Source organism: Burkholderia cenocepacia, from assembly GCF_900446215.1.
GTDB classification, from domain to species: domain Bacteria; phylum Pseudomonadota; class Gammaproteobacteria; order Burkholderiales; family Burkholderiaceae; genus Burkholderia; species Burkholderia cenocepacia.
The window spans coordinates 67,974-92,661 of sequence record NZ_UAQZ01000005.1; the positions used below are offsets into that span (position 1 = coordinate 67,974).

25 protein-coding genes are annotated in these 24,688 nt (G+C 62.5%); 22 read left to right on the forward strand and 3 right to left on the reverse strand.

Annotation, left to right across the window (positions count from 1 at the left end):
• The first annotated feature begins 5 nt into the window (after positions 1–5).
• Positions 6–191 (forward strand): hypothetical protein, encoded by a 186-nt coding sequence (locus DTA15_RS13430; protein ID WP_034178347.1) that lies wholly within the window; start codon positions 6–8, stop codon positions 189–191.
• Positions 192–721: 530 nt separating this feature from the next.
• On the opposite strand, the gene DTA15_RS13440 is transcribed toward DTA15_RS13430, so the two are convergent.
• Together DTA15_RS13440 and DTA15_RS13445 are read right to left on the reverse strand one after the other, a co-directional pair.
• On the reverse strand, positions 722–985 hold the full coding sequence (locus tag DTA15_RS13440) for a hypothetical protein (protein ID WP_034178348.1): 264 nt from the start codon (positions 983–985) through the stop codon (positions 722–724).
• A 576-nt stretch (positions 986–1,561) separates the two neighbouring features.
• Entirely contained in the window at positions 1,562–1,993 is a 432-nt protein-coding gene (locus DTA15_RS13445; RefSeq protein ID WP_229699555.1) for a hypothetical protein, read from the reverse strand.
• Positions 1,994–2,692: 699 nt separating this feature from the next.
• On the opposite strand from DTA15_RS13445, the gene DTA15_RS13450 reads away from it, so the two are divergent.
• From DTA15_RS13450 to DTA15_RS38555, 15 genes are all read left to right on the forward strand, one after another.
• The gene (locus DTA15_RS13450; protein ID WP_006481590.1) at positions 2,693–3,520 is read left to right on the forward strand and encodes a DUF932 domain-containing protein; all 828 of its coding nucleotides are present in this window, start codon (positions 2,693–2,695) and stop codon (positions 3,518–3,520) included.
• A gap of 73 nt (positions 3,521–3,593) precedes the next feature.
• Positions 3,594–4,259 (forward strand): LPD29 domain-containing protein, encoded by a 666-nt coding sequence (locus tag DTA15_RS13455; RefSeq protein WP_006481577.1) that lies wholly within the window; start codon positions 3,594–3,596, stop codon positions 4,257–4,259.
• A gap of 23 nt (positions 4,260–4,282) precedes the next feature.
• Complete coding sequence (locus tag DTA15_RS13460) at positions 4,283–4,564, forward strand: hypothetical protein (protein ID WP_006493595.1); 282 nt, start codon at positions 4,283–4,285, stop codon at positions 4,562–4,564.
• 111 nt (positions 4,565–4,675) lie between these two features.
• Positions 4,676–5,137 carry a hypothetical protein gene (locus DTA15_RS13465; protein ID WP_006481581.1) on the forward strand — a complete coding sequence of 154 codons (462 nt, stop codon included), beginning with the start codon at positions 4,676–4,678 and terminating at the stop codon, positions 5,135–5,137.
• A gap of 449 nt (positions 5,138–5,586) precedes the next feature.
• Positions 5,587–6,240 (forward strand): DNA methyltransferase, encoded by a 654-nt coding sequence (locus tag DTA15_RS13470; RefSeq protein WP_006493596.1) that lies wholly within the window; start codon positions 5,587–5,589, stop codon positions 6,238–6,240.
• A gap of 23 nt (positions 6,241–6,263) precedes the next feature.
• Positions 6,264–6,770, forward strand: coding sequence for a hypothetical protein (locus DTA15_RS13475; RefSeq protein ID WP_006481587.1), 507 nt, complete (start codon positions 6,264–6,266; stop codon positions 6,768–6,770).
• Between the two features lie 49 nt (positions 6,771–6,819).
• Positions 6,820–6,987, forward strand: a complete 168-nt coding sequence (locus DTA15_RS38550) for a hypothetical protein (protein ID WP_006493591.1) — start codon at positions 6,820–6,822, stop codon at positions 6,985–6,987.
• Positions 6,988–7,040: 53 nt separating this feature from the next.
• Positions 7,041–7,229 carry a DUF6900 domain-containing protein gene (locus tag DTA15_RS13480; RefSeq protein ID WP_006481578.1) on the forward strand — a complete coding sequence of 63 codons (189 nt, stop codon included), beginning with the start codon at positions 7,041–7,043 and terminating at the stop codon, positions 7,227–7,229.
• Positions 7,230–7,928: 699 nt separating this feature from the next.
• Positions 7,929–10,058 (forward strand): ParB/RepB/Spo0J family partition protein, encoded by a 2,130-nt coding sequence (locus DTA15_RS13485; protein ID WP_006493695.1) that lies wholly within the window; start codon positions 7,929–7,931, stop codon positions 10,056–10,058.
• Between the two features lie 707 nt (positions 10,059–10,765).
• The gene (locus DTA15_RS13495) at positions 10,766–11,059 is read left to right on the forward strand and encodes a hypothetical protein (protein ID WP_006493696.1); all 294 of its coding nucleotides are present in this window, start codon (positions 10,766–10,768) and stop codon (positions 11,057–11,059) included.
• A 14-nt stretch (positions 11,060–11,073) separates the two neighbouring features.
• Positions 11,074–11,334 (forward strand): hypothetical protein, encoded by a 261-nt coding sequence (locus DTA15_RS13500; RefSeq protein ID WP_006493693.1) that lies wholly within the window; start codon positions 11,074–11,076, stop codon positions 11,332–11,334.
• Positions 11,335–11,389: 55 nt separating this feature from the next.
• Positions 11,390–11,671 (forward strand): hypothetical protein, encoded by a 282-nt coding sequence (locus tag DTA15_RS13505; protein WP_006488617.1) that lies wholly within the window; start codon positions 11,390–11,392, stop codon positions 11,669–11,671.
• Positions 11,672–11,717: 46 nt separating this feature from the next.
• A complete protein-coding gene (locus DTA15_RS13510; protein WP_006488605.1) occupies positions 11,718–11,939 on the forward strand; it encodes a DUF3717 domain-containing protein in 222 nt (73 codons plus the stop codon).
• 54 nt (positions 11,940–11,993) lie between these two features.
• Positions 11,994–12,290 carry a hypothetical protein gene (locus DTA15_RS13515; RefSeq protein WP_006488606.1) on the forward strand — a complete coding sequence of 99 codons (297 nt, stop codon included), beginning with the start codon at positions 11,994–11,996 and terminating at the stop codon, positions 12,288–12,290.
• Between the two features lie 34 nt (positions 12,291–12,324).
• On the forward strand, positions 12,325–12,489 hold the full coding sequence (locus DTA15_RS38555; protein WP_006488616.1) for a hypothetical protein: 165 nt from the start codon (positions 12,325–12,327) through the stop codon (positions 12,487–12,489).
• 301 nt (positions 12,490–12,790) lie between these two features.
• Here the strand turns inward: DTA15_RS38555 and DTA15_RS13520 are convergent, their stop codons facing one another.
• Entirely contained in the window at positions 12,791–13,102 is a 312-nt protein-coding gene (locus DTA15_RS13520) for a hypothetical protein (protein ID WP_020980061.1), read from the reverse strand.
• A 1,594-nt stretch (positions 13,103–14,696) separates the two neighbouring features.
• On the opposite strand from DTA15_RS13520, the gene DTA15_RS13525 reads away from it, so the two are divergent.
• From DTA15_RS13525 to DTA15_RS13555, 6 genes are all read left to right on the forward strand, one after another.
• Positions 14,697–15,125: a hypothetical protein gene (locus DTA15_RS13525; protein ID WP_006488607.1), complete on the forward strand. Its 429-nt coding sequence runs from the start codon at positions 14,697–14,699 to the stop codon at positions 15,123–15,125.
• Positions 15,122–17,041, forward strand: coding sequence for a type IV secretion system DNA-binding domain-containing protein (locus DTA15_RS13530; RefSeq protein WP_006488610.1), 1,920 nt, complete (start codon positions 15,122–15,124; stop codon positions 17,039–17,041). The genes DTA15_RS13525 and DTA15_RS13530 overlap by 4 nt, the downstream gene beginning before the upstream one ends.
• A complete protein-coding gene (locus tag DTA15_RS13535) occupies positions 17,038–17,475 on the forward strand; it encodes a protein-disulfide reductase DsbD N-terminal domain-containing protein (RefSeq protein ID WP_006488604.1) in 438 nt (145 codons plus the stop codon). Before DTA15_RS13530 ends, DTA15_RS13535 begins: the two co-directional genes overlap by 4 nt.
• A gap of 165 nt (positions 17,476–17,640) precedes the next feature.
• The gene (mobF, locus tag DTA15_RS13540; RefSeq protein WP_006488612.1) at positions 17,641–20,460 is read left to right on the forward strand and encodes a MobF family relaxase; all 2,820 of its coding nucleotides are present in this window, start codon (positions 17,641–17,643) and stop codon (positions 20,458–20,460) included.
• 828 nt (positions 20,461–21,288) lie between these two features.
• Positions 21,289–23,526 carry a sensor domain-containing diguanylate cyclase gene (locus DTA15_RS13550; protein ID WP_006493937.1) on the forward strand — a complete coding sequence of 746 codons (2,238 nt, stop codon included), beginning with the start codon at positions 21,289–21,291 and terminating at the stop codon, positions 23,524–23,526.
• A 179-nt stretch (positions 23,527–23,705) separates the two neighbouring features.
• Complete coding sequence (locus DTA15_RS13555) at positions 23,706–24,566, forward strand: helix-turn-helix transcriptional regulator (RefSeq protein ID WP_227743146.1); 861 nt, start codon at positions 23,706–23,708, stop codon at positions 24,564–24,566.
• Positions 24,567–24,688 lie beyond the last annotated feature (122 nt).

Sequence of the window (24,688 nt, forward strand, 5' to 3'; positions counted from 1 at the left end):
GCACCATGGAATTGGAACCTCGGAGCATTCTCGCGCCCGGAACAGGTCTGTTAGAGATCTTGGGATATGGGATTACTTGGATCGCCGTTGTCGCAGCACTTATCTATCTTTTCGGACGGGTGAATAAGACTGCGGGGATTGTCGGTATGGTCGCCGGCTGCGCGATACTCATCCAGCACTTCATACAGTGATATGTTGAGAATCGCGCAACGTCCAATATGCTGTATTAACCGCCGGACGCGGCAAGCAACCGCTTTTTTGCTTCCGACGGCCGTTGAATAGGGAGCACTGACGATGTCGTTACTAGCCGGATGGTTTTTCGAGGGAGCGATGCTGCGCCACACGCCGTCGCTCACGGACCTTGCTGTTTGGGAAATCGCGTCCGGGGGAAGTTCGAAATCGCCGGCAACGCGCGAGCAGCCGGACGGGCTCCAAATGACAAGGAGGCGCAAGCTCGCAGTTGCTGTCAATGGTCGGAACATGACCCTGCGAGGTGAGCTGGATCGTCTCCCCGAGCAGGGGGAGTCCGTCCGCATGCTGGGCCTCCTCTATGCACGCCCGGACAGCGCGGCGGCCGAATTCGGCGGAACGAGGTGGTACGAGATCCGCCGTGACGGCGATTCGTACCGTGCTACCCCGACTTGAGACGCAGGCGACTTGGCCTCTAGAATTGCAGTACCGTTCGTCGCACAACTACTGGCGGACTGCTCGCCAGCGCCGCCTAATCTGCCCTATCGATGTCCACGCCGGTTACGTTAGAGTCGGCTTCGACCACGAGCTCGCGATGAAGCCGCGCGGCGGCTACAGGGGAATCGACGTTGGCGTGGAGAGCTGTTCCATCCCAGAGCTCGACCACCCATTTGTCCCGTACACGGCAGACGCCTATCGTCCAGCCGGTCCGATGCGAATAGCCGTAGTCGCTTACCACGGTCCACCCGAGCGCGACCATCGTGTCGCGCTGATCTAGCATCGGCGGGGCGATCATGCTTGATCCCGGGGTGCGCGGACTAGGTTCCCGCGCGCGCTGACCAGCTTGTAGTCGCCGACGCAGGCGGGACGTCCAGGGAGCGCAATGCGATCTCGAACGTTGATCCCTCGAATCAGATTGTCCATCCCACCCTCCCGAGCGCGTGGCGGCCGGTGCCACCGAAACACTGTATGTATATCAGGGGGGGGCGGACCGAGCGCAACATCCGGTCGAAGTTGCAGCGGCGTCAGCTGAGCCTGGATCCGGTGGCACTGCGCCGCGCGGGTGGCCGACCGTACGATCGACCCTCCCGCATCCGCTCAAGCCGCTCGAGCGCCACGGCGAACACCGCCAGCGGCTCGCGCGCAGCTGGTCCTCGCGCCACGTGATCAGCGCGGCGACGACCTCGTCTGCTCGATCCTCAATGGACCTTGGTCGTCTTGCTGAAGGCGCGAAAAAGCCGCGCAATCCAGCGTCGCCATCCTGGCAAATGCGCGATCTGATTTTCTGCCCGGCGAGTCGGGATTCGCGTGCGCCCGCTGTCTTTGACGATACGGTGTGGATGCATGGGTCGAATTCTCGCGTGGAATGCGTTCATTGTTCGGCCAGCTGCTCGAGCTCCTCGCATTCGCCGAAGAAATCTTGCTGGCCGGGAAGCGGCGCCGGCGGCCGACGCACCGCGCGCGGCCGCGGATGGCCGGACCGCTTCAGCGTCCGGGCGATCGCCTGCAGTTGCGCCCACACGCGGTCCGCCTCGGCGGCCGACAAGGTGTCGGCCGCGACTTCGAGTGCAATTACGAGCGATTCTAGTTGCGCGGGCGCCGAGGCCAGCATCGCACGCGCCTCCGTGCGCGCCTCGCCTTCCCGGTAGACCGAGAGCCAGCGCGTGAGCGCTTCGCGTTCGTCGTGAGTTAGTGCCGCGAGCAGCTCGGGCGGTATCGGCTCGTCGGCGCGAAACGTGCCGAGCACATGTTCGCGCCGACGTCCCCGTGCACGCGGTTGCTTGGGGGGCTCGACGCGCAGCACCTTGATGAGGTTTCCCTGTTCTCGAATGAGCATCGACTCGTCTCAGATTTCACACGATCACGCCGAAGCATAGCGCAACCGCGTGTCGCGAACGACCGCGACACGCGGCACACACCTCACCAGTCTTGCGGCCGCGGCCGCAAGATGGGGCGCTCGCCGCGCGGCGAGCCGGTGCCGGCCTCAACTATCCGCAGTCCGTCAGTCCCCTGAGCTCGCCGTCCCAAACGCGACCGTAGCCCACCGTCGTTCGCATTCAAGGGTCCGCTTCGCCGGCCGCGGCACCCGTTCGGTGCTCGCCCTGCGGGCTGCGCTCCGCGTGCGGCTTTGCGACCGCCCTTGAACACGCCCGCCGGCAGGCTCCTTTAGTCGCGGGACGACGAACTCAGGGGACTGGCGGTAGCAGTTCCGCCGAAGTCCAGGCAGCACCGGCACAACCCCTACGTGGGGACTCAGAATCTTGGGTCCCGGTCGGCCTGAAACGCAAACCAACCGCAGATGGAGGTCACGATGGAAACGAACCGACTGCACCATTGGATAGTAGTCCTGCACTGTGCGTACATGGAATACACGTACACGCCTTGGGATGGACGGAACTACTACCGACGCACAGTCGCTTACGACCACGTCGTCTGGTGTTGACGGACGCCAGCGAATTCCTGAACGACTCGCATCGAACCTGAATATTCAACGGAGAAAGCCATGCAACTCGCAACCAAGTTTGGCAGTAACGCCCCGATCCTTCGCTCGAACACGCCGCTCTCCGATGAGCAGATTCGTCAGGTCGCGCCGTCGATTTTCGCCGCCGACAAGCACGACTCACGGTCGGACCGCTACACGTACATTCCGACCATCGAGATCCTCACGAAGCTGCGCGCAGAAGGGTTCCAGCCCTTCATGGTTTGCCAGACCCGCGTGCGCGTCGACGCGAAGCGCGAGCATACGAAGCACATGCTCCGGCTGCGTCACGCGTCGCAGGTCGCGTCGCCGGAAACCCCGGAAATCATCCTCCTCAACAGCCACGATGGGTCGAGCAGCTACCAGATGCTGGCCGGTTACTTCCGGTTCGTCTGCCAGAACGGTCTCGTATTCGGCGACACGACGCACGACATCCGGGTGCCGCACAAAGGCGCCGTCGTCGACCACGTCGTCGACGGCGCGCACGAGGTGCTCGACGGGTTCGACCTGATCCGCGAATGCAAGAGCGAGATGGAAGCCGTGCAGCTTGATGAAGGCGAGCAACAGGCGTTTGCGCGGTCGGTGCTGGCTCTCCGGTACGACGTGACCGAAGCGCCCGCGCCGATCACCGAGGATCAGCTGCTTCGCGCGCGTCGCACCGACGACAACCGCCCCGACCTCTGGACTACGTTCCAGCGCGTGCAGGAGAACGTGATCAAGGGCGGACTGCGTGGTCGCTCGGCCTCTGGCCGCCGGATGTCGACACGCGGTGTGGCCGGCATCGATCAGGATCTCCGCCTGAATCGCGCCATGTGGGTGCTCGCCGAAGAGATGCGCAAGCTGAAGGGCTAACCCGAACGCGCCGGCGATCGCCGCCGGCGCCCTCGCCTCACGTTGTCCCGTCCACCATCATTCGAGGTTCAACATGTTCCATCACATTGCAGATCGCCATACCCAAATTTCCGAATCCGTCCGCACGCGGGGCAGTCGGGATTCCGCCACCGCGCCCGCGGTGCTGGCCGACGTGCTGAACCTTGTCGAGACCGCGCAGTTGGTGCAGACCGTGTTGCGTGAAGGGTTCCCCGCGACGTCGTTCGCGGTGCGCGTCGCGAAGAACGAACACGGCACGCAGCTGAGCATCGAATGGACCGACGGCCCCCGAGACGTGCAGGTTGCGCGCCTTGTGATGCCGCTGCAGGCCACGCGTCTGGCAGACGGCGGTAGGGTCGAGCGCGTCGAACACTTCATGTTGACGTCCAGCGGCCGGCAGATGGTTCGTCTCGCTGCAGATCGGATCGCGCTGTCGCGACAGTTCAGTGATCGCGCGATTGAGCGTGCGCTCGCGCGGCTCGCGTCGCGCTACGGCGATCGGCTGGCGCCGGACGTGCGCGCCTCGATGACGGTCGACGGATATCGCGCGGGGAACCTGCAGCTGCTCGAGGTGATCGGCGTGCACCGGGCGGGCAGCCTTCGCTCGGGGTCCAACGTGCAGATGGATGTCGCCGCAATGCTTGCCGAGACCTCCGACGTGCACGGCTTTCCCCGTTCGGCCACGGCCGCGCGTCTGTTCGTACGGCGCGATGTCCACTGACCGGAATCCCCAAGGAGCGAATGATGACAGCGATCGAATCTGCCGCAATTGAGGCCGCCTGCGCGTATGGCCTTCAGCTGCCCACCGTGCCGGATTGGAACGACGAGGACGGGAGCGAGTGGGCTCGTGCGGGCAAGGCTGGCCGCGAGCAGCTTCTGACGGCCCTGGCCGCCCTGAGCGACGCAGATGCATTGCGTGTCATTCTGGAGAACCCTGGCATCGAGCCTGACGGCGAGACCCCGTTCGAGCTCGTGAAGGTTCACGAGGTGCAGACGTGGCGGGAGCGTCCCGACAGTTCCCGATGAGCTGACGCCGATCGTCGCGCACATGGTGATGATGGATGGTGCGCGATCTCACATTTTGGGGGTAGCCGGCCGTCGTGGTTCGGCTACCCCGAGCACGACCAGGAGACCCCAATGAATCAGCTTTTCCTGAAGATGCCCAATCTGCATCGCGTCATCGACCGCGCGCACGTCGATTTGATCGCGCGCGGCGCGGCGATCGCCGCTGAATGTGGTCTAGTGCCTTGCGGGCCAGTGGGATGGACCAACGGTCGGCGCGATGCCGATCGTATCGCTCTGGTCGTATACCGGCCGAGGCACGGCGGCGGAGAACGGTATGGCGTGACACGATTCTTTGACGGCCAGTACGCGTCGGCCGACTACGTGCTGCCGGAGCATGCCACGCGCGCCCTCTTGGCCGCTACGCGTGCGGAATTTGAGCGTATTGGTGCGGCCGATGCCCCGCGAGGGGCGCCCATACCGCTCGACGCGTGCGTTGAAGACCCGGATGGTGCATCGATCGAGCTGCTCGCGAGCGACGTCGACGTGCAGCGTCGAGATGCGCGCCTCGAGGCGCAGCAGCTGGCGCTGTTCTGACGCTGCAGTACCTCAACCCGCTCGGCCGTCGTGCGGGCAAATTTGCGCGGCGGCCGCTCTCGCGGCCGCGCTGACGGAATCGCGATCGCGCCGCGCGATCGGAGATCGCTGCGGCGCTCATGACCAGGACGCAGCACCGTCGGTCCGCTGCGTCCTGCAGGTCCATCCCCTTCCGCCGGCACGCCGCTGCCGTCGACCTTTCAACCCGGAGCCCACGTTCGCCCGCCGTGTCCTGGCGGACGGACCGTTCCGCCGTGCGCGACGAATGTCGCACGGCGCCCCTCTCCTGCAAGGGGCTTTCGCGGCATATCCTCGCGCGCTTCGCGCACTCCGGTATTCCACGGTCCCCTTGCCCGCCATTCCCCTGCGGGCGCTCGCCAGCTCCGGGTAGCACGGTTTGCGAGCCGCATCGCTCCGGCTGCCCCTATCTCAACTCTATGGAGCTGACCGTGAGCTATTTGTACAACGGCGACTGCCTGGTCGCCATGCCCAAACTCGCCCCCGAATCCGTCGACTGCATCGTGACGGACCCGCCTTACCTCGTGAATTTTCGCGATCGCAGCGGCCGCTCGATCGCGAACGACGTGAACGGCGACTGGCTGGCGCCGGCGTTCGCCGAAATGTTCCGCGTCCTGAAACGCGATGCCGTGTGCATTTCGTTCTACGGCTGGAACAAGGTCGATCTGTTTTTCGACGCCTGGAAGGCCGCCGGCTTTCGCGTCGCCGGCCACTTCGTCTTCACGAAGTCCTACGCGTCCAAGGCCGGCCTGGTGAAGTACCAGCACGAATCGGCCTACCTGCTCGCCAAGGGGAGGCCCGCGGCGCCGGCGGCGCCGATCGCCGACGTCATGCCGTTTCCGTACAGCGGCAATCGCCACCATCCGACCGAAAAGCCGGTCGCCGCGCTGCGCACACTCATTTCAGCTTTTACGCAGCCCGGCGACGTCGTACTGGATCCGTTCGCCGGGTCCGGCTCGACGTGCGTTGCCGCCCGCGAGCTTGGGCGCCGGTATATCGGCATCGAACTGGACCCGACCTACTTTGCTGCCGCCAAGGCGCGCCTGACGGCGCCCGTCGCGGGCGCCGCGTTGGCCGCCGCCTAAGACCCGAACAGAGGACATTCATCATGCGACTGATCGTTTCAGCCTATTCCGGTCTCGAGCAGCTCGACCATCCCCGCACGAACGAAAACGGCGACCCTGTCGACGTGTTTTGCGTCCGCCTCGACGCCGCGGCGCGGTTCCCCCACCGCGCCAGCGACCTGGACATGGCGCGTATCTATCGGTACCGGAATTCGTTCGAATTCAGCGCCGGCACCTACGTCATGCACGACATTTTCCGCGAGCGCCTGGCCGAGCTCGCCGATTATCCGGCGGTCTCGATCGGCGCCGCGCGAATCTGCCATACGAACGGCGCGATCGCGGCAAAGGACGGCCCGTTCAAGGAACTGATCGATTTTTCGATCACGTCAGGAACGCTCGGATCTCGGACTTCCGCAAAGCTGGCCGACGATTTCAGCAGGTTCCTTGGGGCAATCGACGCCGATTGCGATCACCTGTTCGCCGAACTGTACCGAAATTGGTATTTCGCCTTCTGCCTGGCCGAGAACTGCGGCGCAGTGCAGCTCTCTTGACCACACGAGCGCCGGCCGCGCGCCGCGGCCGGCACACCTGGAGAACAGCATGCCCCGATATTTGATTGATGCAATTTTGGCCGTGATCGCAGCAAACGCCTTCGGCCCCGAGATCTCGTTGGTATGGGATTCCGACACGGAAATCGAAGTCCTGCCGGCGTCGTTGCGTTACGCGATGCTGGAAGCGTTCCAGGCCGGCCAGTGCGCGCGGCGATAAATTCACCCGCCGGCCGCGGCTTTGCCCGGGGGCCGGCCTTTCCAGAGACACCCATGAACAAAGGCGAATTCGAAATGTTGCTGTTTGCGATCGCGCGTATCCATCTGAACATCGACACGCTTGAAACGCGTTACAGCGACCGGCTGGATTTCCACGATTGTGCCGTCTGGTGTATCCGTGCCGCATTGACGGCGGCGTACGACGCTGGCGTTATTGAAGGGCGCCGAAACGCTTCGAAGTGACGCGCGGCCGCCGGCGCGCGGCTGGCGCCGGCGGCGTTCGCCGCTCGACCATGTTCCACCGCCGGTGTGGCGCCGCGGGCCCGGCCGGCGCCTGGAACGCGGAAGGCCGATTCCGTACCGCGAAATGTTCCACTGATACGGGTCGGCCCACCCCGCCCGCATCGAGCGGCCGGCGCGGGCGGGGACCGGTCGTGCCAGTCGGCCGCGGTGGATCCATACCCTTCCGATTGTCCAGCCGGCGCGCGGCACCTTGCGCGCCTGGCAGCGCCAGGCACGCAAGCCGCACGCACCCGCGCGCCAGAGAAACGGGCTGTCCGCTCCTGGGGCTCGGCCGCCGCCGGCGTCCGGCCCCGGCGCTGGCCGCCCCGCCAGCCGCGCGGCGAGCCGCGCGGAGTTCGCGCTCGGGCCGCGCGAGCGGCCCGGCGCCGGCGACGTCCGGGCCTCGGCAGCCGTCCCCGCGTTCCAGCCTCCCCCGTCGGCGCATCAGCTGCCATCGGGCCGCCTCATCCCGACGCATAGTGCGGCCCGCCGTCACCGCAAGGGTTCGCGTTGCCGCGCGCGGCGCCCGGTCGCCGGGCCTGACGGCCGCGGCGCTGCGGCCTTGCTCGCGCCCTTGCTGTGCCTGCGCGTCCGCACTCCCCATGCGTCGAGGCGGCTCCGAATGGCAGCTTTTTCCACCCCGACGTAAAGGAGGCTTTTATGAACGCAGTGACCACCGAGATCCCGACCCTCGCCCACGATGCGGGCGTTCCCCCCGCACCCCCCGAGGCTCACCGAACGGCAGACGAGCTGCGCGACATTCCGCTTAAACGGCTCGTCGCGTCCCCCTACAACGTGCGGCGCGTGCCGCCGACCGGCATCAAGGAACTCGCCCTCAATATCTGGAAGGTCGGTCTGCTCCAGAACCTGATCGTCCACCCGATGAAGGTCGGCGCGCGGAAGGCGCAGACGTTCGGCGCAGCCGCTGGCGAACGTCGCCGCCTCGCGCTCGTCTACCTGCTCGAACACGACTACATCCCCGCCGACCACCCGGTGCGCTGCCGTGTCGTGCCGGTCGAGGACGCCGTGCTGCTCTCGGCAACCGAGAACGAAATGCGCGAGCCGATGCACCCGGCCGACGCCTGCGACGCTTATCGGATTCTGGTCGAATCCGGTCGATCGATCGAGGAAATCGCGGACCTGTACGGCGTGCATCCGAAAACCGTGCAGCGCCGCCTCAAGCTCGCGCGCGTGTCTCCGAAGCTGGTCGACCTGTTCCGCACCGGCGAGATCAAGCTCGATCAAATGCAGGCGCTCGCGCTGTCGGACAGTCACGACGAGCAAGAGGCCGCGTGGTTCGACGCCGAGCCGTACAACCGCGACGCGCACGCGATCCGCCGCCGCTTCGTGCGCGACGAACAGTCGTTCGTGAGCAACCGCGTCGCGAAATTCGTAGGCGTCGAGGCGTTCGAAGCGGCTGGCGGTGCCGTGCGACGCGACCTGTTCTCCGCAGCCGAGGATGCGTGGTATCGCGATCATGCGCTGATGCTGCGCCTCGCGACCGAGCAACTGGAAGCACTCGGCGCGTCGGTGCTGGCCGAAGGCTGGGCATGGGTGAAAGCCATGCCGGAACGGGACCATGCCACGCGGTCGCAATTTCGCCCGGTGCTGCCGCGTCGAACGGAACCCACCGACGAGGTTGCGAAAGAACTGGCGGCGATCGATCAGCGGCTGGCCGAACTCGCCCAATTTTGGGATGCTGACGAGAGAGACGACGAAGTCGCCGAGCGCGTCGAGGCCGAAGAAGAAGCGTTGACCGTGCGTCGTGACGAAATCGAAGAGTCACTGCTCGTCTACCATCCCGACGACATGGCGCAGGCTGGCGCGCTTCTCTCGCTCGATGCGAACGGCGAGCCCGTGATCGAGCGCGGACTCGTTGCGCGTGAGCCGGTTGGAGCCGCGACGACCGAAAGTGACGAGAATGGTGACGACGATGACGACGACTCGTCAGATGGTCAGCCCGCACGCGTCGCCGCGCCGGCCGTGAAGCTCACGAAGGGGCCGCACTCCGAACGGCTGACGCTGCGCCTGAACGCGCATCGCACGGCGGCTGTTGCCGCCGCCCTCGCGCAGCAGCCGCACGTCGCGCTCGCGGCGCTCGTGCACCGGCTACTGGCGGGCGAGTACGGCCACAGTACCGATGGGAGTGCGCTCGACGTGACGTTCCGCGACCACTCCCACACCCTGACGAAGCATGCGCCGGAACTGGACGACGACCTTGCGTTCACGACGCGCCGAGAGCAACGCCGGGTTTGGGGAGGCGTGATCCCGAACGACAGCGACGCGCTGTTGCGCTGGCTGATCGAGCAGACCGATGAGCGCCTGCTGCTGATCCTCGCGCAGTACGTCGCGGCGAGCGTGGACAGCGTGCGCCCGGACGAGCGGCCGCACGCGATCAACGCGCTGATCCCGGCGCTCGGGCTGAATCTCGCGGGTGCGTGGCAACCGACGAAGGCGGGCTACTTCGACCACGTTTCGAAAGATCGGATCGTGGACGTCGTGAGCGCGGCCGTGTCGCCTTCCGATGCGATGCGCGTGGCGAAGCTCAAGAAGGGGGACGCGGCGACGGAGGCCGAACGGCTGATCGCGGGGCGCGGTTGGTTGCCCGAGCATTTCGTCACGGCCGAAGCCGTGCGGATGAAGCTGTGGGACGTTCCGGCGAAGGCGTCGGATGCCGAGGCGAGCGCCGATGAAGCGGAGGCGGACGAGCCTGCGCTGGTTGCGTCGGCCGACGAGGTGCGCGACGACGCCGCCGTAGCGGAGGGTGAAGGCATGCCGCCGCGTGATTGACCTGATCGACGCCAGCGGGTGCACCGCGCCCGCTGGTGCGGCGTGCCGGTCAGTGTCCTTCGGCGGGCCGTACGCGGCATGATGATCTACTCCCGAAAGTTCTCACTGTCCTGGTCTCTTCCGCTCCCGTAAAGGATCACCTTTCCGATGCCGCGCATGCGCGCCCGTCGCTGTGGCGCATGCACTCCTGGCACTTCCCTGACTTGCTGCTCGGGCGTCTCCCTCCGCTTCGCTCCGGGCCGGGCTTTCGCGCTGCGCGTCGAGCCCCGCTGCGCGTGTCTCGCCCCTGACGGGCTTCAATCCCTGACGTCTGCGCGCCGTGCCGGCGCTGCGCGCTTCGCTTGCTCGTGGAGTACGCGCCCGCTCCGCGCGGGCGGACAGCAGGTCTAGCGCCCGGCGATGCCGGGCGACGGGACGCGGGGCCGCTGTGCGTCCCCGCGTCGTGTGGCTGGCTGGGTTGGGGACTGCCGTGTTTGCGCTCCATCCTTTCGCGTCGGGTTAATCGCGTGAATCTGCCTTCCGGCCCGCCTCTTTTCGACGCATAGCGGAATGGGTCAGGGGTGCAAGGGACTTTCGCGGCATATCCTCGCGCGCTGCGCGCGCTCCGGTATTCCACGGTTCCCTTGCACCCCTGACCCACCCCGCTAAAACCGCGTCGAGGCGGCTCCGAAAGGCAGATTCACAACCCGACACGAAAGGACGGAACCATGAGCGCAAACACCCCCAACCCATCCAGCCACACCAACGACGCGGGCGTTCCCCCCGCACCCCCCGAGGCCCACCAAAAGGCAGATTTCGCACGGCGCTCGAACCGACTCCGTCTGATCGCGACCCATTGGCTCGGCTGCACGGCTGACGCCTCGATTCGCGTCCTGCATCGCTGGACCCGTCCTGATGACGACGCGCGCGCCGTGCGGCTCGAAACGAGCGTCGGCGGTTGCGTGCGCCGCATCACCCTGTTTCGCCTTTCGTCCGGCGCGTGGTCGCCGGTTTGGCAATAACCCGGAGACTCACGATGAGCTACGAGACTGATGAACTGATGATTGAAGGTATCACCGAGGACCATTTCGCGATCTCGCACGAAAGCGGAATCTGGAAGCATATTTCGGTTCATGACGCAGACGGCGAAGGGCTGTTTACGCTGCCGTCCGGCTGGACCGCCGAGCAGATCAACGCCGCCATTGCCGTCTACAAGCGTGGGTTTTCCCACGGCGAGAAGTTCGGCGCAGCGCACGCGCGGCGCATTGTGCGCGAAGCGCTCGGAATCTTTCATTAACTTCGTGCGCGTCCGGCCGGACGCGCTTTCCATCGTTCGAGCAAGGAGTCGTACCATGCGCGGTCTTGATATTCGTGTCTCGTTTGCGCTCGCCCGGATTGCTTCAATCACCGATCCGGAACACTTCGACATGATCGAGGTTCAGATCGACACCGAGACTCTCGGGCGCAACGATTATTGGAATGGCCGTCGCGAGTTGCCGACGATGTTCGCAGACGAGCCGTTTCTGCGGGCGGCATGGGAGCAGGGGCAAAACGACGCGGCTATGTGCGAAGAACTTGAAAACTGCCCGCACTGTATTGCCGCGCGAGGCGACCCCTGCCCGATTCACGGATGACGTCACCGCAGCATTGGGCCACAGCGCCGATTATGGAGAACACACGATGAACACCGGAACGATTCTGAGCATCGATCAGCTTGAGCGCGCGATCAACATTTGGCGCGCGCGCCAACCGAGTGTCGAAGGCGATCCGATCCTGTGCCGTGAGGCGCGGGTTCTTGCCGAACCCTATGCGCTGATGATTCTGAGCCGCGAGACGCAGATCGACGCGGCACACCTGTCCGACACGCAGCGCGCCGCGTTCGATGGCGCGTTTTCTCGATAACGCGTCATCGACGCGACCAGCGCTCGCTATGTCGAGCGTCGCAAGGAGCAAATCATGAAGAATCTCGGCACGTCGGCCAAGCGCAATAGCCCGTTCTGGTACGGCTGGAAAATCCGCCTCGTCTGGTTGGTCGCGGCATTCGTCGGCATGTTCGCGATCAACGCGAAAGCGTGGTGCCGCAACTGGGCGACGGCGCAAGCCTATCGCCTCGGCCGTGCCGATTTCGGGGTCTTTCTCCATACGCCGCGTTTCTCGCGAATCGCGGAACTGACCGACGCATACGACAGTGGCGCATACGATTTCTGGCTTTCAACCCTGCACGTTGGCGACTGGTCCCGTTACCTGCCGTGAGCACCCGTGACGATCCAATTGCGAGGATGAACCGATGACCGCATATTCCTACTTCGAAGCGTGCGAGATGACCGTGACGCGCGCCGAAGCCGAGGCCGAGATCAAAAAGCACTTCGTGGATTTTTCCGAGTTTCTGGCAGACGTCGGCGACCGCGAAGAATACGAAGGGAAAGAGGTGCTCGACTGGCTCGGCTACTAGGCCACAGGGCCGGCGAACACGGATCGCGTCGCCGGCCCTGCGGCCAGTAGCCGGAATCCCGGAATTCTGGACGCTCCTGCCGGTGGTGCGCGCGCTCGGCCTCACCATGACGGCGACCGCACACGAGCACGCCTGAATCGGGATTTTTTGCGCGGCGTCGCGGGCTGGCGGGCGCTCGCCGCTACGCCGCGACCACCCGCCAGCCCGCGACCAATGCGTTATCCAGTTTGCGCGTTGCGCAAATGAATCGGGGCAATCCCGCTCCGCGCATACTTCGCGCTTCGCCGGATTGCCCCAACGATCACACCGACGCGCCGTCGGCGACAGCAGGCTGCGGTTCGGCCTGGGCGGGTTTTTCCGGCGCCGGTGTCTCGCCCGGTTTGGCGAGTGCCGCTTTTACAGCCTCGAGCCGCTCTTTCCACTGTTCCGCCGGGATCTCGTCCAGCCCTTCCGCGCGCAGCAGCTCGAGTACCGCCTTCTGATTCCGCTCGCGATCCTTGCGGAGCCGTTCGCGCTGTTCGTCCTGCAGCTTTTTCAGCTTCGCTGCCGCCCTCGCGATCTCATCTTCGATCGATCGCGGCTTCCGCGTGGTCTTTTCCGATAGCTCACTCATTTCACGATTCTCCGTTTCGTGGTATCGGCCCTCGCCGCGCATTGTACCGGCATGCCACCACCACGCGATAGCCCGGAACAGTTTCCAGTTGCCCGCAAGCGGGCAAATCCGATCGAGCGCCCAATCCGTCGTGCGCGCTCGATGTCCCGCGCGATCCACATGTGCACCGCGCCCCGCGCTCAATCCGGTGTTGCCGCACACTACCGTGTGGACAACACCGCGCGGCGCCCGGCTCTGTGATCCGTATCGATCACGGCCGGGCGTACGACGCCGTGGACATGTGGATCGCGCGAATTTCGTCCAGTTCGGCCGCGCTGCTGCGCGTCCGAATTATTCCGCTGGCCCGCAATCCGGACGCGGCCCAGCGACACAAGGCGCGCGCCGAATTCCCACCTGCCTCTGTTAGGTGAAAATCCGGCGCGCGGGAAAGTCACACGTGTTTGCGGAATGCATGCATTCCGCAAATCTTCGACTCCCCGCCCGACACCGACGTCGAGCGGCACACCGACCGTCTGCACACGCCCAAAAATTTCCCGACGCCGCATTGACCACAGATCCACCGCGCCCCGCGCTCACACCGGTGTTGCCACACACTGACGTGTGGACAACACCGCGCGGCGACCGGCTCCGTGATCTTTATCGATCACGGCCGTTGGTCCGGCACCGTGGATATGTGGACAATGCTCACCGGTCCACCACCGCGTCACCTTCTGCTACTGTCCTGCCCACACTACCGCCGTCCCCGAACCTGTATATTCCCTGCTGCCTCCACCTCCCTTCTTCCTTCCGACGTTGCACTGAACAGCTCCGCTCCGCTCCGAGGTGAAGATGGCGAAAATCCACCGCTCACGATCCAAACCACGCCGTCGCTTTTTCCCCGATTACGCCGATTCCCTTGAGCGGGAACCGCCGTACCTTACCGGGTGAAGGCTCCGCGACCGGCCCAAACCTGAAGTGAAGTTGGCTACGATCGTCTTAGGAAGCGGGGGAATCCCCGCCCCCTAAGACGATCGTCACACACCATGCAACGTTGTTGCGGTGTGTCGCGCCGTATGGCGCGGTGCCTTCGGCGTCAGACACCTACGAAAATAGGCGAAAAAAGCGAGGCAGGGATCAAGCGCGACCCCTTGTACGTCATATCCTCCGGTGTCAGACAAATTCGGAATCGGAGAATATAATTCGGACTCCAGAGGAATAGAAAATTCCCGCTCGACCACTGACGGTAGCGGTTTGCAGCGTCAGACAGCCACCGTCGACCTGTCGAGAAAACGCCGCCACGTATCGCGAGAAACGGCTTGCGTTAAGGCTCGCGATGTCAGACACCCGAATGACCGGAAAGCGCGAACATTGCCAGTATGTCGCGCCCGCCCCGTCATGATTGGGCCACGTTGTCAGACAGCTAGAACGGGTGTGTCTGACATTCGATAAGTATCACTATGAAAATAAATGGGTTATTGCGAAACGCTCGTCGCCATGCTACTGTCGCTCAAAATAATGCAGTCATGAGGGCCGTAATCGAGCGCGGTTTCGTGCGCGAGTCGAGGTTTTTCCTCGACTCCACGAGCGCCCGCTCTTTTCATTCCAGGCGTTTTTCATGACCTCACGAAAATCTTCCTCGCGCGTCGAAACCGGCCGCGTCAGTTTTCGCGACACCCCCGACGTTGTCCGTTTTTACAAGAAAACCGCCCAGGCCCGCGGCGTCTCATTCTCCGAATATGCCCGACGTCTCACCGAGCGCGGCGCGCTCGCCGAGTCGGTCGACCGGCTGATCGCATCCGTCGACGCGTCTATCGCGAAAGCCGATACATTGCTGCAAGAAGCTAGGCAGCTATCTGGAACGGGAACGCCAACCGGACAGAAATCAACGCTGGCAAATTTGCCGACGCAACTCGTCGAAGCAATTTTTGTTTGCGAGTTCCTGTTGACTGAGATCGTGTCGCGCAGCGATATGACCGCGGAGCGACGTGCGCGTGACTCAGCGAAGGAACGAGCTACCGAGCTTTTGCGGGGTAGCCAGAAATGACGGGAAAAAAGCCAAACGGGCTCTTCCAGGATTTTTCCACCGGCTCGGAAATCTGGACTCACCGTGTCGCGCTGGTGCTCGTCGCGATCCGAAATATCCTGCTGCTCTCTTTGTTTCTCGGTCTGGCGGCCGGGTTCATCTACGCCGCATTCTTCGTCGACCGCGACATCTGGCGTCCAGCAGTCGCGAACGTTATCGCGCATCTTCGGTCGGTCGTCATGATGACGGCGGTACCGATGGAATACGAAGTCAACGGCCAGACCGTGCGACTTCCCGTCGATCAAGTTGTCGCCCTGACGGACCCAGTGTGGGATGTGGCTTATTTCTTTTTGCGGCGATTCCTGATCATTGTCGCAACCGTCACGGCATGTACATGCGTCTCGATCGCTGCCTACTGGTATGAGTTCGGTCGCAGCACGATGGCCGACAAGGATCTGCGTGGCGCAACGCTCGTCAACGGGAAGCAACTGGCGAAGATGATTCGGCAAGACGATATGGAGAGCCCGTATTCGATAGCGGGCGTGCCGATGCTGCGCAACGCGGAGACCCTGCATACCCTGGTGGTCGGCGCACAGGGTACGGGTAAGTCTCAGCAGTTCTTCGATCGGCTCAGGCAAGTCCGCGCCCGTGGGAAGCGCGCGATCGTATACGATCCGTCGGGCGAATTTGCGGAGGAATTTTTCCGGGAAGGCAAGGACGTCATGATGAATCCGTTCGACGACCGTTCGCCAAACTGGAACATCAAGTATGAGATCGAGGAGGAGTACCACTATGACAGCATGGCAACCGCGCTGATTCCCGATCCGCGCGAAGCCGATCCATTTTGGTCATTGGCGGGGCGCGAGGTGTTTCGAGATGTCGCGCGTACGTTGCACAGAGAGGGCAATCTGACGAACCGCAATCTTTACAATTCGATCGCAATGAGCAACCTCGACGCGATCTACCAGTTGCTGCGCAATACCGCCGGCGCGTCGTACGTCGATCCCAAGACCGAGCGCACGGGTATGTCGTTGAAGATGACCGTCCAGAACCAGCTTTCCTCTTTCAGGTATCTCCGTGATGATGGAAAGCCGTTCTCGATCCGTCAGTGGATTTACAACGAGAGTGATTCGTGGATGTTCATCTCGACCCGTGAGGAAATGCTCGAGGCGATCAAGCCAATCATGTCGCTCTGGATCGACATCGCGATCAAAGCGGTGCTCAACCTCACACCGATTCATCGCGAGCGACTGCACTTCTCGATCGACGAAGTCCCGACCCTGCAGAAGCTCGATATCATGAAGCTCGCGGTGAGCAATACGCGGAAGTACGGCTTATGCATGATGCTCGGTGCGCAGGATATGCCGCAGTTCCTCGACATCTACGGGGAATACCTCGCGCGGACGATTATCAACGGGTGTCAAACCAAGCTGTTGTTGCGCGTAACCGACGCAGAAGCCGCTGAGATGTTCTCGAAAATCATCGGGCAGACGGAAGTCGAGGAAAAGGACGAGTCGCTGTCGTTTGGTGTGAACTCTCAGCGGGACGGATTCAGCATCGCGAAGCGTCGGCTGCTGCGCGACCTAGCGTTGCCCTCACAGATATTGCGACTGCGGGACATGACAGGCTATTTGGTCTATCCCGGCGAATACCCGATCGCTCGCGTGAAGTACGGGTTTGTCAAACCGCGGAAAAACGCACCTGCTTTTATCAAGCGTCAGGCATTCTCCGAACTATTCGCGCCGGCGGCCGGCTCGCCGGCAACCGCTGCCGCTTCGGAATCCGTAGTCGCTGGCCCATCACCTGACTGGATCGCGCACCCGGAGATACTCGTCGCGGCGAGCGGCGGCGTCGATCCGGAAACTGGCGAAATCCTGCCACCCCGCCCGGGCGCCTGGCGCTGGGGCGACGGCAATCAACGAGGAGACCATGCATGAAGGCCCTTTGTCGTGTTTTGTCCACCGCCCTTTTTCTTGCGGTGCCCGCCGTGAGCGCATTCGCGCAGTCTGCGCCCGGGTTGCTTCCACCGGATCAGGCGTTCACGATGCGGATGGCCGACGCGTCAGACGGGTACGTCAGCGTGATCTTTCATGTCGCCCCTGGCTACCGGCTATATCGCGATCGTGTCACTGTCACAACGCCCACACCTGGTCGGATGGTATACGCGGTTCTGAAGCCCCCCGGCACCATGATGTACGACGCGGCATTGGGCAAATCCGTTGAGACGTACGACAGCGATTTCCGCGTCGACGTCTCGATGTCGCCGACGCGGCCGACGGACTTGGTCGTGAGGATCCAGGGGTGTGCCGTCGAGCCGGGCGTCTGCTATCCGCCCGTGGAACGGAAATTCCACCTCTCTCCCCGCGGATGAAACCGGTGCGGCGATGAGCCCCCGACTGCGGCCGACTCGGCAACCGCGCGATCCGGACCGACGCGGTCGACCGTTCGTAGTCGAAGCGGATCATCGGCAGGCCGCGAAAGCCCAATCGGCACTCCGACATCGAATAGACAATCAAATGCGATCTCCCGATCAATCATGTTGAGTCTGCACAACATCGCCAGCGCTGCCCAGACGCGAAACTATTTCTCGAAGGACAACTATTACACCCAGGACGAGAACACCAAGCACTCCGCCTGGTTCGGCGCCGGCGCGGCCCGCCTCGGTCTAGCCGGGCAAGTTCAGCCGGCGGCGTTCCTCAACCTACTCGAGGGTCGAGTCGAGGAGCAGCAGCTCGGCAAATGGGTAACCGACGAGGAGACGGGCGAACGTCGTCAGGACCACCAGCCTGGCATTGACATCACCTTCTCCGCTCCAAAGAGCGTGTCGCTGATGGCCGAAGTCGCCGGCGACACCGCCGTCAGGGACGCGCACGAAGCTGCCGTTCAGTCCGCGCTAGCGTACCTGGAGGAGAACGTGATCCGCACGCGGTCGACCCAGAACGGCGTCACGTCGATCGAACATACCGGCAACATGGTCGCCGCGCTCTTCAAACACAACACCAGCCGGGATCTCGACCCGCAGACCCACACGCATGCCGTTGTGATGAACGCGACGCTGCGCGCAGACGGTAAGTGGCGGTCGATCGACAACCGGGAGATCTACCAGACTCAGAAGCTCGCGGGGGCCATCTACAACGCTGAACTCGTATCCGGCCTACAGCAGCTCGGGTATCGCCTGACGAACCCGGATCGGCACGGCAACTTTGAAATCCAAGGAATCTCCCGCGAACAGATCGAACATTTCAGTCAGCGGCGCACCGCAATGAAGGAAAAACTCGGTAAGCGCCAGCTCGAACTGGACACTGCATCCGCGGCCGACAAGGAGCGCGCGGCGCTCGCCACGCGCGAGCGCAAGGTGGACGTTGACCACGAGCAACTGCTCGCCGACTGGCAAGCGCGCGCTCTGGAACAGGGGATCGACCTCGGGGCACTGCGCGCGACAGCCGCCGAGCGTAAGGCAGAGGGCATCGACCCACCGACGAAGCTAACGGGCCGTCAGGCGCTAGCATTCGCCGCCGCCCACCTGATCGAGCGCGAAGCTGTGGTTGACAAGTCTGATCTGGTCGAGACGGCAGTGGTCCACGGTACCGGCCGCGTGTCGCCGCAGGAAGTGATGAAGGCTTTCCGGCAGCTCGAGAAGAACGGCGACCTGGTGCCGCTGCCGGATGAGAAGTACACCACGCGGAAAATGCTCGAGAGCGAACGGTGGGCCCTCGACTTCGTCAAGCAGGAAAAAGGCAATGCGCCCGTCGTGCTCGAGGCGACCAAAGTCCAGGAGCGTATAGCCGAAGCCGAGCGTCTGCAGCAGTTCTCGTACACGTTCGGTCAACGCGATGCGATCGTGCTTGCGTTGACGTCCAAGGACCGATTCGTAGCGATTCAGGGGCTAGCCGGTACGGGCAAGACGACGATGCTCCGCACGCTAAACGATATCGCGGCCGCCGAGGGATATGTCGTGCGGGGCATGGCGCCGACCGGAGCGGCCGCGAAAGTGATGGTGAAAGAGACTGGCATTGCCGCCGAGACGGTCGCGATGTTCCAAATCAAGGAACGGCAACTACAGAAGGACATCGAGTTCGCTCAACAGTTTGCCCCGGACTTCAAGCGGAAGCCGGAAGTATGGGTTGTCGACGAATCATCGTTCCTTGCCCAACGACAGATGGCGCAACTGCATCGGCTCGCCGAGCATGCCGGTGCGAAGGTCGTCTACCTGGGGGATACGCTTCAGCTGCAGGGGGTGGAAGCCGGCAAGCCGTTCGAACTCGCTCAGAAGGATGGTATCGCTACGGCGTATATGACCGACATCAACCGGCAAAAGACGGACGTGATGAAGGAAGCCGTGGACATCATCACCGGCCGAAATCAGTTGGACGCCGGCACACGACTGACCGATATTGAACTGAAGCGCAACGGACAGTCGTTTCAATACCTGTCACAGCAAGGCAGGGTGCACGAGACGGATGAAGTCGTCACGTCGACCGTCGACAAGATCTTGGCCATGAGCCCCGAGGAGCGAGCGCGTAACATCACGATTACGCCGCTGAACCGCGATCGTGTTGCGATTAATGAAGGTGTCCGTGTGGGCCTGCAAGCACGCGGAGAACTGTCAAAGAACGAATCTACACACGAGATCTTGGTGTCGAAGGGCTTTACCCGTGCACAGATCAAGGAAGCACAGTACTACGAACGGGGTGATGTCGTTCGATTCAACCGCACCTACCAGCAAATCAATGCGGACAAGGGCGACTATACCCGGGTGATTGACGTCGATCACGAATCGGGCATCGTGACCCTTAGAAAACGAGACGGATCGACGCTCGCTTGGGAGCCGGCCAAGCACAACAAGGTTGAAGTCTACGACCCCGACCTCCGGCAGTTGGCCGTTGGTGACGTGATTCGCCTCACTCGCAACGACGAAACGTTCAAGAACGGCGAGACAGCGCGCGTCGTCCAGCTCACCGGAGAACACGCTGTCTTACAGGTCGATGATCGCGGTGTGATTAGCCACCACTCCGTCAATCTTGAGACAAGCCAACACTGGGATCATGCGTACGCATCGACCGTGCACGCGGCACAGGGCGCTTCCAGGAATACCACGATATTTGCGATCAACATGCCGGACAACGAAGACAAGAAAGCGCAGGAGCGCGAATTTCAGGCACTTGCAAAGGTATTCGGTGACCGGAGCTATTACGTTGGCGTCACCCGAGCGTCTCACGACATTTCCATTGTCACCAACGACATAGACCTGGCGCAGCGCGCGATTACCGGGAAGCTCGACAAGACGACAGTCATCGAGGCAATGAATCAGGAGGTTCGCGAGCAGACAATCCAGCGCGAACAGCATGAAATTTGAACGGAGGAAAAGATGGGCGCCGAGTGTCCTACACAGTTCCAAATTTGGCCGGGAGGGGTAATCCGCGTATTTGACGACACCGTCGACATCGTTTGCCAGCAGGCAGATTGCCAGCTCGTTGTCGATTGCGACGCGCTGTACTTCACATATATGCGGCAGATTCTGATTGGGCCGCTCTCGGCCAACGACATCGAGATTCTGACGGAAGCCCAGCTGCCGTTGGTCGACCCATGGGTATCGTCGGACTCCGCACTGCGACAATTGGTCTTCTATGGCGTCAGGCAGGCCCCGCTTCGAGGCCCTCGTAGATTTGACAGTGGCGGCAGATTTTCGCGCTGCGACAATCCTTTCCGAAGAAACATCTCGTAATATTTCCGAGACGTAAGGGAAATTCGTCCCCGTGCCGCAACCGCGTAGGTGGCCGCGCGCGGCCGACCTCGTACTCAACCAATCGATTCGACGACGCTGATATGCACCGCAGGAGCCTTGTCTATCCATTGATCGCCGTAGCAACGTTTGCGAGCGCCGGGCCGATTTTTCTCGTTGCAGATAACGACGCCCGCACGCTCTTTCTTCAAACCGAGACCGTTCGGCAGGACCCCGCTGGACTTGTCGCATTTACGATGCGAGCAGTGGCCAAGCACGGTTATCGTCCGATTGGAGCATCCGAGACAGTCGCAATAGCGTTGACCGACTATCAGATGGACTGTTGGAGAAGCCGCGTAAGGGAAACCGGCACGCGATACGTTACGGATGAAGACCACGAGGCGGGCCGTGCGCCTGACACCACCCAATCATGGGCCGTAATTCCGCCGGGGAGTGAACTTGATGTTGTTCGCAAAAAAGTCTGCTGAGCGTGCCGATCCTCAAGTCCATCCGAAGGGGATCGAACGTGCAACGATCGCGATCTTCTCAGTGTTCGTCGCGCTATGCCTGTTCGTCGTCTTCATCGTCGACCAGGCCCTAACCTCCGCGGAGCAGTTTACGAACCGCTCCGCAGAAGCGCGAGCGACGGCGATCTCTCGATCCTATGCCAACTATCTCTCCGAACGGACGGCAACCGCGGACGTCCTCGCGCGTACGGTGGCGTTCCAGTACCGGACCCACAAAGGGCAGGTCGACCTGACGCGGCTCGTGGCGGCTGGTTTGCTAGCACCGACGGACCAGACCCTCGTCACGCTCGTAAACGCCAACGGCACGGTGGTACAGGCATGGCCGACATCGCCTGAAGCGACGGTCCATCTCGGTGATCGCGAACACTTCGTCGCCCAACAAAACTCACCGAAGGATGAACTCTACGTCGGCGTTCCGGTGTTCGGGCGAGTGTCGAACACCTGGACCCTCCAGTTCACTCGCAAACTCTTCGATGCCGACGGGCGTTTCGACGGGGTTGTCGTCGTTTCGGAACCCATAGATTTTCTCACCAAGAGCTTCGCGAACCATGCAAATCTAGGAACAGACGGCGCGGTGCTCGCATTTCGGAAAGACGGACGACTGCTCGTCCGAGCGTCGTCGGACGGCACGCCCTCGCCTGCTGGCGAAGCGCTGGACCGTTATGTAGCGTCAGACGGCTCGTCGAACTTTCTGTTCGATCCGATCGACCACCATCGCCGACTCTATGCCCGGCAGCCGGTGCCGGGATATCCAATAACTGCCGTTGTCGCGCTGTCGGTTCGTGACATCTATGCAGATCTCGAGCGCCAGAAGAATGCCTATTGGGGTTGGGCATTCCTGCTGATACTCGCATTGACCGCCGCAGCTTTTCTGGCGAAGTCGTACGTAAGAACGCTGCTGCAGCAACGTGCAATCACTGCGCGTATTGCCGATACGGATCAGTTGACCGGCCTCGGAAACCGGCGCGCACTCGATACCTATACGACCGACCGCTTCAAGCGCGATGAGCGTCCTTCGGTTGCTCTGGTCCTATTCGAAATCGCCGAGTTCTCGGCGATCAATGAGCGATATGGCGACGACGTGGGCGACAGCTTCGTGCGAATGGTCGCAAACCGCCTCATGCAGCTGACGTCGTCTGCCGATCTCGTTGTGCGCGTCAAATCCGATCAGTTCGGGGTGGTCCTTTCGGGAAATGAGCCGGCAACGCGTGCGCTGGACTTTGTACGAACGCTCTTCGATTCCTATCGTTTTCCGGTCCATTTTCGCGGCTATAGTCAAGACGTCACGTTGAGCGTAGGCATCGGCACGTCCGAATACGATGACACGCCCGGCGCGCTACGGAGTCAGGCCAGCTATGCGTTGGACCTCGCAAAGAGAGCCACCGCTCAAGCGCAGCGAAATGAATATCGCATCTATGATCACGCGATGTTCCGACAGTTTGGCGAGGAGCGAAGAGTTGATGAAGCGGTCCAAGAGGCAGTGTTGCATGGCGGCATAGAGTCCGCATGTGCGCCGGTACTGAACTCGCGCGCGAACACGATCGGTGGACTCTGGGCGACCCCTGTATTACGAAGCGCACCAGCCGGCACGCCGACTGCAAGTGCATTCATGGATGCTGTCGAGCGCACGCGCTTGTCGAATTCGGTATGGGCTTTGACGATTGCACACGCGTCGCAAACCGTCTCGCGGCTGGGAGACGACATGACGCTGTGGGCGTCCGTCTCCACGTCGTTTGTGCGCGATATCGATCCCGACCGCTATCTTGTGTCGCGTGAGTTTGCACCGGCGCGCCTCCGACTCGCTGTTACTGACCTCCTCGATCGGCAACCCGACGACATCACGACAGCAAGGATCGCTGCGATACGGGAGCGTGGCGCCCAGGTGTTTGCTGTCGTCGACCTTGACCGTGCTACGCCATATTCACTCTTCGCCACGCTACCGGTCGATGGACTTGTATTTGACGGAGGATGGGTCGGCGCGGTGCCCGCTTCTTTGGTCGCAGCGCCGGTGCTCAATGGCCTCATCGAAGCCACGATTGCATTGGGCCTGCAAACCGTCGTTCTAGGCGTGACGACACCGGAGCAGCTGGCTTGGCTTCGCGCCCGATCCGTTCAAGCAGTATGCGGGCCCTATGTCGACGAGACATGGCCGATCGCACTGCACCAGGACTAAGGTGACGCGCGATGGGCGGCATCTGGAATGGTGACACGTTACCGAGCGACACACTGCGCAACGTCGCGGTACCAGTGTCGGACGGGCGACTCGTATTGAGCGTCCGAGGTAGCGCGGACAGCGGATACCTGTTGGAGCGCCGACGTTGGCACATTGACGGCCACCTCGCGATCCAGCGCATGTCCCTCGAAAACCCAACTGCGCTGACAGCGTTCGCCGAATGGGAGACGGCATTCCTCTTCCCGGAACAACACTATGGCCCGCTTCGAGAGCTAGTACCCAGGGGCTCGCATCGGCCAAAGGCCGGCAAGAGCCTCATGCACCGGACCGATCTGCCCGACGGGGAACTGGTTCGGATGCTCTCGAATGCAGCCGAACAGGCAGGGTTAGCTGACTGCGTCTTCCATGCATTCCTACTCGACGGTACCGAACGCAATGTCGTTCTTCATGACACGCTGATTGCCGGGATTGGCCCCGATTCGGCACTATGGTCGCAACACTATTCGAACAAGGCTCTTTATCGAAGCGACCCCGTGTTCCTGCAGGCGCGTCACCATAATTATCAGCCTGTCGCTGCCTCTGACCTCCTTCACGGACCCGGCAGCCCACTCGCGGACGTACGCAGCTATCCGGCGTTTCAGAGCAGCGTCTTTTTTCCAGCCCGGCACGAGGCAGCGCTCGGCATACTGCATCTCGGCCGCTCGCTGCCGGCCCCGGCAGGAGAAACGGCATTTCTGGATGCACGGTCGCGAAGTGACTGGACTGCACTCGCACACGACATCCTGCGTTACTATCTCTCCAATCGTCGAGCCGAGGCGGTCAGTCAGTTGGCGCTCACCCAGCTCGAGCACCAAGTTCTCGCTTTGCTCGTGGCCGGTGTCAAGGCGGACGAGATTCAAACGCGGCTGGCGATTTCGCATTCAATGTTGCGTGACGCGCGGCAGTCGATCAATCAGAAAATGGGGACGCATGACATTCGCGTCAGCGTGAACGAGGCGAGGAGTTACGGTCTCGTCGTACCTTCATATTTCTCGCGGTAATATCAGACAAGATTTTCATTCGCCACTTATCTATGGCAAATGTGGCTTGCCGCACAGTAACCTCTCGGTAAATCGGTAGTCCGCGCGAATTATCGCCTGCGGACCTAACAGCGAATACCGCG